Annotated in this window: 7 protein-coding genes, 1 tRNA gene and 1 pseudogene; 6 read left to right on the forward strand and 3 right to left on the reverse strand. The window is 66.1% G+C overall.

Features of this window, described 5'->3' with window-relative positions; translation table 11 throughout:
- Window positions 1-2 precede the first annotated feature (2 nt).
- From NBRGI_RS42715 to NBRGI_RS42740, 6 genes and pseudogenes are all read left to right on the forward strand, one after another.
- Window positions 3-1,145, forward strand: coding sequence for an acyl-CoA dehydrogenase family protein (locus NBRGI_RS42715; protein ID WP_029903999.1), 1,143 nt, complete (start codon window positions 3-5; stop codon window positions 1,143-1,145).
- 75 nt (window positions 1,146-1,220) lie between these two features.
- Window positions 1,221-2,690, forward strand: coding sequence for a flavin-containing monooxygenase (locus tag NBRGI_RS42720; protein WP_029904001.1), 1,470 nt, complete (start codon window positions 1,221-1,223; stop codon window positions 2,688-2,690).
- Between the two features lie 75 nt (window positions 2,691-2,765).
- Window positions 2,766-3,606 (forward strand): annotated as a pseudogene (locus tag NBRGI_RS44840) (DUF1542 domain-containing protein).
- An 80-nt stretch (window positions 3,607-3,686) separates the two neighbouring features.
- On the forward strand, window positions 3,687-5,048 hold the full coding sequence (locus NBRGI_RS42730) for a S41 family peptidase (RefSeq protein ID WP_029904003.1): 1,362 nt from the start codon (window positions 3,687-3,689) through the stop codon (window positions 5,046-5,048).
- A 97-nt stretch (window positions 5,049-5,145) separates the two neighbouring features.
- Window positions 5,146-6,018 (forward strand): SAM-dependent methyltransferase, encoded by an 873-nt coding sequence (locus NBRGI_RS42735; protein WP_051728467.1) that lies wholly within the window; start codon window positions 5,146-5,148, stop codon window positions 6,016-6,018.
- Between the two features lie 124 nt (window positions 6,019-6,142).
- Window positions 6,143-6,218 (forward strand) — tRNA-Arg (locus NBRGI_RS42740).
- A gap of 13 nt (window positions 6,219-6,231) precedes the next feature.
- Here the strand turns inward: NBRGI_RS42740 and NBRGI_RS42745 are convergent.
- The 3 genes from NBRGI_RS42745 to NBRGI_RS47905 form a co-directional block, all read right to left on the reverse strand.
- On the reverse strand, window positions 6,232-7,446 hold the full coding sequence (locus tag NBRGI_RS42745; protein WP_029904007.1) for a tyrosine-type recombinase/integrase: 1,215 nt from the start codon (window positions 7,444-7,446) through the stop codon (window positions 6,232-6,234).
- Window positions 7,443-7,649, reverse strand: a complete 207-nt coding sequence (locus NBRGI_RS42750) for a helix-turn-helix transcriptional regulator (RefSeq protein ID WP_051728469.1) — start codon at window positions 7,647-7,649, stop codon at window positions 7,443-7,445. Before NBRGI_RS42750 ends, NBRGI_RS42745 begins: the two co-directional genes overlap by 4 nt.
- A gap of 13 nt (window positions 7,650-7,662) precedes the next feature.
- Window positions 7,663-8,267, reverse strand: a 605-nt coding sequence (locus NBRGI_RS47905; RefSeq protein WP_370627936.1) for a replication initiator, incomplete at its 5' end; no start/stop codon positions are given.

Raw genomic sequence — 8,267 nt, forward strand, 5'->3', positions numbered from 1 at the left:
GCATGCCAGTGGATCGAATGCTGCCGACGTCCGAGGCTCGGGACCTGCTCGAGCTGACCCGCGATATCGCCGACAAGGTGCTCGAGCCGCGGGTGGTCGAGTGCGAGAAGACGGGAACGTTTCCCGACGGCGTCTTTCCCGCACTCGGCGCGGCCAGCCTGCTCAGTCTGCCGTATCCGGAAGAGTTCGGTGGCGGCGCCCAGCCCTACGAGGTGTATCTGCAGGTGCTCGAGGAGCTCGCGGCGCGCTGGGCCGCGGTCGCGGTGGCGGTGAGCGTGCACAGCCTGTCCTGCCATCCCCTGTTCACCTTCGGCACCGCCGAACAACAGCAGCGCTGGCTTTCGACCATGCTGTCCGGCGAAACCATCGGCGCCTACAGCCTTTCCGAGCCGCACGCGGGCTCCGACGCGGCCGCGCTGCGCTGCCGGGCCACGAAAGTCGATGGCGGATACCGGATCAACGGCGCGAAAGCCTGGATCACCAACGGCGGCAAGGCCGATTTCTACACCCTCTTCGCGCGGACCGGCGAGGGCTCGCGCGGCATCTCGTGTTTCCTCGTGCCGCGCGACACCGAGGGCCTGAGCTTCGGCAAACCCGAAGAGAAGATGGGCCTGCGCGCCGTGCCGACCACCACCGCCGCCTACGACGACGCGTTCTTGCCCGCCGAACGCCTGATCGGAGAAGAGGGACAAGGACTTTCGATCGCATTCAGCGCGCTCGACTCGGGCCGGCTCGGTATTGCCGCCGTCGCAACGGGTTTGGCGCAACGCGCGCTCGACGAAGCGGTCGCCTACGCCAAGGAACGGGAAGCCTTCGGTCGCCACATCATCGACCACCAGGGCCTGGGTTTCGTGCTCGCCGATATGGCCGCGGCCGTAGATTCGGCCCGCGCCACCTACCTCGACGCGGCCCGCCGCCGCGACGCCGGACTCCCCTACTCCCGTCAGGCCAGCGTCGCGAAGCTGGTCGCGACCGACGCCGCCATGAAGGTCACCACCGACGCCGTGCAGGTCTTCGGCGGCTACGGCTACACCCAGGACTTCCCCGTCGAGCGCTACATGCGCGAAGCCAAGGTCATGCAGATCTTCGAAGGCACCAACCAGATCCAGCGCCTGGTCATCGCCCGCCAACTCGCGGGCAACTGACCCGCTGGCCGAAAATGTTGATTCGTTGACCGCGGATGTCTTCGGAACTGGGCATTCGAGTCATACGCTCGGAGTATGAAGACGCCGTCCATCATCATCATCGGGGCCGGATTCGCGGGGCTCGGCCTGGCTTTGGAGCTGCGGCGGGCCGGGGTGGACAGCTTCACGATCCTGGAGAAGGCCGCGGATCTGGGCGGCGTCTGGCGGGAGAACACCTATCCGGGCGCCGCGTGTGACGTGCCGTCGCCGCTGTATTCGTGGTCGTTCGAACCGAAATCGGATTGGCCGCGCCGTTTCTCGGAACAGCGCGATATCCACGCGTACATGCGCGCAGTCGCGGACAAGCACGAACTGACCCGGTTCATCCGGTTCGGCACCGAGGTGACCGACGCCGAATTCGACGAGTCGACCGGCCAGTGGCAGATCAGCACCGCCGACGGCGCCGAGTTCACCGCTGATGTCTTCGTGCCCGCCGTCGGCCAGCTCTCCCGGCCCGCGATGCCGAACATCCCGGGCATCGACACCTTCGCGGGACCGGCGTTCCATTCGGCGGAATGGGACCACAGCGTCGAGCTGACCGGCAAGCGGATCGCCTGCATCGGCACGGGAGCCAGTGCGATCCAATACATTCCGCGTATCCAGCCCACGGCCGCGCACCTCACGCTGTTCCAGCGTTCCGCGGCGTGGGTGCTGCCCAAGTTCGACACCGAGTACAGCGACACGCACAAAGCGGTCTTCAAGTATCTGCCGCCGACCCGGCTCGCCGAACGGTTCGCGATCTGGTCGCTGTTCGAGGTGCTCGCCCTCGCGCTGACCGATATCCCGGGCATGAAGACACCGGTGATCGCGCTGGCCGATCGGCATCGGGAGCGGCAGGTCCCCGATCCCGAGTTACGCGCGAAACTGACACCCGACTACGCGGCCGGGTGCAAGCGCGGCTTGTTCTCCAACGAATACTTTCCCGCACTGGCCGAGCCGAACGTCACGGTGGAGACCACCGCGATCGAGGCGATCACGCCGACCGGCATCCGGACCGCCGACGGCGTCGAGCACGAGGTCGATGTCATCGTCTACGGCACGGGCTTCAAAGGCACCGAGTTCCTGGCGCCGATGAACATCTACGGCGTAGGCGGCCGCAAGCTGGCCGACGTCTGGGGCGATGCCGGCGCCCGCGCGTTTCTCGGCCTGTCCGTGCCGCATTTCCCGAACCTATTCATGATGTACGGCCCGAACACCAATGTCGGCTCCGGCTCGATCATCTACATGCTGGAATCGCAGGCCCGCTACATCCGTCAGGTGGTGCAGTACCTCACCGACCGGCCGGGCCGGTATCTCGCGGCCCGCGCGAGCACCGAACAAGCCTGGGACGACTGGTTGCAGCGCCGGCTGAAAGATACGCCGTGGAATTTCTGCTCCAGCTGGTATCGCAACGCGGCGGGCCGCATCACCAACAACTGGCCCGGCGCCACCGTGCTGTACCGCTGGAAGACAAGGACTTTCGACACCGCCGACTACGACGAGGCACAGGCCGCCGCGGTGCGCTAGCAGCCACCGCTTTCAGCTGAGTCTCAGCAAGCGCCCAGTAAACTGGACGGTATTCGCCGACCGGCTACAGAAGAGGTGCGCACCGTGTTATGGCTCCTGATCATCGTGGTGATCGTGGCGGTGGGCGCGCTCATCCTCGTACAGGCCCGGCAGCGCACCCAGCGCGCGGCGACCGAGCTCGCCGATGCGCTGGCCGACGCCCGCCAGGTCAACGAGCGGCTCGGCGGGCAGATCTACAACCTCAGCGGCACCAACGACGCCGCTGAACAGGCTCTGGTCGACGCCTCCGAGCGGCACCTCGCCGCCGGGTCGCAACTCGATCAGGCGCGCACGCCCGCCCAGGCCCGGCTGGCCAAGCAGACCGCGTTGGAAGGGCTCTACTACACCCAGGCCGCGCGCAGCGCGATGGGCATGGATCCCGGCCCCGCCATCCCCACCCTCGACGGGCAGGACACGGCGGGCAAGGTCAGCGAGAACCGGGTCATCGAGCACGAAGGCCGAGAGATCGCCGCCTCGCCGAATCCGTCGGCGGCCACGCCCAACTATTTTCCCGGCGGTCGCGTCGCCGGTCGGCCGGTCCCCGCGGGCTGGTACTCCGAACCCTGGTGGAAGCCCGCGTTGATCGGCGGCGCGTGGGGCCTCGGGTCGGCACTGCTGTTCTCGTCGCTGTTCTCCGGGATGTCCGGGATCGGTTATGGCGCACAGGGGTTCGAGAGCGGGTACGGAGACGGGTATCAGGACGGGCTGGCAGCGGGCGGTGGGCTCGAGGCGAATCCGGGCGGATTCGAGGATGGCGGGTATGACTCCGGGGGCTGGATACGGTGGTGACACAGGGGGATTCGACGGGAGCGGGTTCGACGGTGGCGGATTCGATGGGGGTGGATTCGACGGCGGCGGGTTCGACGGCGGGTTCTGAGCGACAGTAGAGCTGGCCACACCCGGGGACACCTGCCCGCACGGTTGTGATCGACCGGTCCGATGCCGGACGGTGGTCGAATGATCATGCAGCGCAAGCGAACCGCGGTCGTCACGGCCGCGCTGGTGGCAACGGGCGCGATCAGCGCGGCATGCGGGCCGGATGCGGCAACCGAGTTTCCCACCGGCTTCTGGCAGGTCGCCGATTACGGCACCGCCGTCTCGATCCACGACAACGTGCTCGAGACGTTTCAGACGACCTCGCTCAGCTGCCTGAAAGACGAGACCGCCAGCCGCACGGACGATCCCGCAACCTTCGTCACCGCAGGCAAAGATGTGCTCGCCGTGCGCGCGGCGGACTCGCCCGATCGAGCCGCCCTGCACATCGATGGTTCACCCGGCGATCGCACGCTGCGCCGCCTGCCCGTTCTGCCGACGCTGTGCAACGACCCGCAGCAGCCGCCCGCCTTCGACGTGTTCTGGCAGACCTTCCAGGAGAACTACCCGTTCTTCGCCGCGAAAGGTATTGACTGGCAACAGGTCCGAGATCAGTTTCGGGATCGCGCGCTGCGCGCCGAACGGCAGGGCGACGACGCCGAACTGTTCGCCGTCTTTCGCGACATGGTCGCGCCACTGCACGACGCGCACGTGGCGGTCTCGGCCGGTGACCTCGGACTCTTCGGTACGACCCGGCCCGGTACCACGATGCCCGGCCCGGCATTCGACCAAAAGGTCAAGGAATTCGTCCAGCGGCGCGATCTCGCCGGCCACCGGCTGACCGAGTACGCCAACGGGCGCATCAGTTATGCGGACATACCCGGACAAGGCTACGGCTACCTGCGAATTTCCGCTTTCAGCGGGTACGCGACCGAACGCACCTTCGCCGCCGACAGCGCCGAACTCGCCCGCGCCCTCGATGCGATCTTCACGCCGGAAAGGCTGAGCCGACTACGTGGGCTGGTCCTCGACCTCCGCATCAACGGCGGTGGCTCGGACAGCCTGGGCCTGCAACTGGCGGCCCGCCTTACCGATCGCCCGTATTTCGCTTATGCGAAGAAGACGCGCAACACCGCCCCGCAGCCGCTGCGCGTCGAGCCCGCGGCCGACCCGTTCCTCGGCCCCATCGCCATCCTCACCGGCGGTTCCACCATCAGCGCAGGCGAGACCTTCACCCAGGCGATGCTGGAACGCCCCTCGCGCACAACGCGAATCGGCGAGCCCACTCAGGGCGTCTTCTCCGATGTCATGCAGCGCAAGCTGCCCGGCGACAGATACGCGGACTGGTGGTTCGGCCTGCCCAACGAAGAATTCCCGACCTCGGACGGCCGGACTTTCGACGGGCCGGGCATCCCGCCCGAGCTGAGCGAGCCCGTCTTCACCGACGAGGAGTTCGCGCACAATCTGGACTCCGCCTTCGACCGCGCGCTGCGCTGGCTGGGCTGACCGCGCAGTCCGCTCTTGACGCCCGTGCGGCAACTGTCTCAGACTGTTGAGTGTCGAGATCGGCCGGCGTCTGCCCGGCCGCACGTCGGGAGGTTCCATGACGCTGACCACCGCCGATATCCCGGTCGAGGACATCGGCACCCGATCACTGCGCTGGGCCCGCGAATGCTACGAATGGGCGAAGGTGCCGCTGCTGCCATCAGGCCAGCGGGTAGGCCGGGTGTACGACGTGGTCGGCCCGCAGAACCTGTTCGGCGAGGACTCGTTGTTCATCAATCTCGGCTATTGGCGCGACAATCCGGCCACTCTCGACGAAGCGAGCCGCGAGCTGGCACGGTTGGTCGGCCGCGAAGCCGAACTCGGCCCGGACGACATCCAGCTCGATATCGGCTTCGGCTACGGCGACCAGGACTTCCTGTGGGCGCAGGAATTCGCCCCGAAACAGATCATCGGCATGAACATCGCCGTCGAGCAGATCGAGATCGCGACCAGACGCGCCGCCGAACTCGGCCTGTCCCAACACATTCGATATGAATACGGCTCCGCGATCGATCTCCCCCGCGACAACGAGTCCTGCACCAAAGTGACCGCCTTGGAATCGGCCTTCCACTTCCCGTCCTACCCCAAGTTCTTCCGCGAAGCTCACCGCGTCCTACGCCCCGGCGGCAAACTCGTCACCGCCGACATCGTCCCCCGCACCGCATTTCCGAATCGCCCACCGCTGGGCAACGTCTTCGACATCCACCGCTACCACCAAGCCCTACAAGCAGCGGGCTTCACCGACGTGGTCACCTACTCCATCCGCCACCACGTCTACGCCCCACTAGCCGACTACCTCACCAAACGCCTCCGCGACCCCGACATGCGCCGCGTCAACCCAGCCCTGCGCCTAGCCTTCAGCCGCCCCGCCCTCACCCTCTGGGGTCCCTGGACCGACTACATCATCGCCACCGGCACCAAACCTTCATGATCAGGAGGAACTGGTGGCGCACCCCACCCGCACAACGCCGCCCCCAGTTCCCCCTCACCGGCGGATGCGGCGTCTCCCACCCCCACCCGGTAGACTCCCGAACGTCCGGGAGCCATCCCGGCCAGCCCTCGTAGCTCAGGGGATAGAGCACCGCTCTCCTAAAGCGGGTGTCGCAGGTTCGAATCCTGCCGAGGGCACCAGTTCCACCACAGGTCAGGCCGTTTTCATACCCGAGTCAACGACCACCGCACTCGGTTGGGTACGCAGAGAGTACGCAGTAGCGAAATCGGTACGTGCGCTGTCCAGCCGCGCGGCCACGTCGTCCAGGTCGTCATCGAACAAGTCCGCGTAGACGTCGAGAGTCGTACTTGGCTTGTCGTGGCCCAGCATTCGCTGTAGCGCGAGCACTGAGGCTCCTTGCGACACTGCGAGCGATGCAGCCGTATGGCGCAATTCGTGAGGAGTCAACCCCTCAAGACCGGCCGCCTTCGCTGCTCCGTTCCACCACGCGCGCCGCATGTTCCGAACGCGCAGTACCGCCCCGCGCCGGGAGGTGAAGACCTCCGCATCCGGTTGCCGACCGGCAAGATGTTGTTTCAGCGGTTCAGCCAGGAACGCCGGGAACGGCACGCTTCGGCGCTGATGGTCCTTGGGTGCCTTCGTCACGAGTACCCCGTCGACCTCGGTAATGGTTCGCTCGATCTGCAGGCGTCGCCGTTGCAGGTTCACGGCCGAGGTCTGTAATCCGGCCACCTCGGCGAATCGGAGACCGCAGTAGGCGAGCACCATGACCGCGAGCCAGTTGCCGCCCGCGTGTTCAGCCAGCTGCTCGACTTCCACGCCCGAGAGGTAGCGCCGTTTGCCGAGACTTTGTTTCGGCCGATCGACTGTGCCGCAAGGGTTGACCGCGATCCGTCGTGTGATCACCGCATGGTCGCAGATCTGCGAGAGCACACCGAGGTTCTTCCGTACAGTGCCGCCAGCCGCACCACGATCTACCTGCTCGATGACCCATTCCTGGATCTCATCGTGCGCCAAGTCGGCAAGGCGAACGCTCCCCCATCTTGGCCGAATGTGCTTGGCAACGATGGACTTGTACCGTGCTCGCGTCGACTTCTCCCAGGACGGATGACCAGCCAGCCACGCCGTCGCCACGACGTCCACCGTTACACGGCCCGCAGCTGGTGAAGCATGAACACCAGTGACGACCGCTGCCGTCTGCCCATCCAGCCATGACTGAGCATCCGCCTTACGGGCGAATCGCTTGGAGTGCTCTTCACCCTTTCCATCGACATACCTTGCACGCCAGCGCTTTCCCTTGCCGTCGAGCTTGGAAGGTACGCGTAGCACCGTGCCGTCCGGCTGCCGTTCGTCCTTGGTCCACAGATCCTCAACGCCCGCGCGACGATTCCGGCGCACCCCGCTCATGCGGCATCACCGAGGGTCGCACCGGCTTCTTGCTCCGCGATCCAGGCCAGGATGACGGACTTGCGCCAGACACGTCGGCGAGCACCGAGCTTGAAACTGGCAGGACCGCGCCCGACATGAGCCCACCACCGCCATGTAGCTTCCGGAATTCCGGTCAGTGCCTCGCAGTCCTTGGCTCTGAGGTAGGTGTCGTCCTCGATCATTTTCCACTCCTTCCTAGGCTGCATCCGGAACTGCCGAATGCTTTTGTGCTGTAGCTGTTTCGTGTGAGTCCGGCCGGTCGCCTGGTGGTCCTTCGGCTATCGCGAGGCGCGCCCGTGTGTATTGGGCGCGCTGTGTCAGCCGGGCTGAGACGAGGGCGATGACCAGGTGTGAGCGTGGGGGTGCTTCCCGGTCGCCTGGTTCGACAGGTGTGATCCGCAGGTGTGAGGTGTCGGGTGGAATGATGCCGATCGCGGCGAGTTCGTTGCGGACGAATTCCAGCCGTTCGGCCTTGTGGTCCGGGAGGGTCTTACCGGTCCACTCGGTAGAGGACACACAGCGTTTGCCGGGGACGCCGAGCAGGTCACGGCGATGGTTACGGCCCCGGCAATGCCCCGGTTGGGTCTTCTCGCTGGCCCCTTTGGGCACAATGCCGTAACGCAGCCACACAGCGCACGTGGGTGAGCATGGGGTGCGCTGCAACTGTGCATGCAACCGGTCGTAATGGCGCTGCACGCGAGGGGAATCGGTGTCGAGGACTTCGGCTACGGACTTGGTGAGGTACTTGGTCAGGTAGCCGACCTTGCGATCCATTTCCGGTGTGCCCGCAAGGATTTGGA

Source organism: Nocardia brasiliensis IFM 10847 (assembly GCF_000710915.1).
Taxonomy (GTDB): domain Bacteria; phylum Actinomycetota; class Actinomycetes; order Mycobacteriales; family Mycobacteriaceae; genus Nocardia; species Nocardia brasiliensis_A.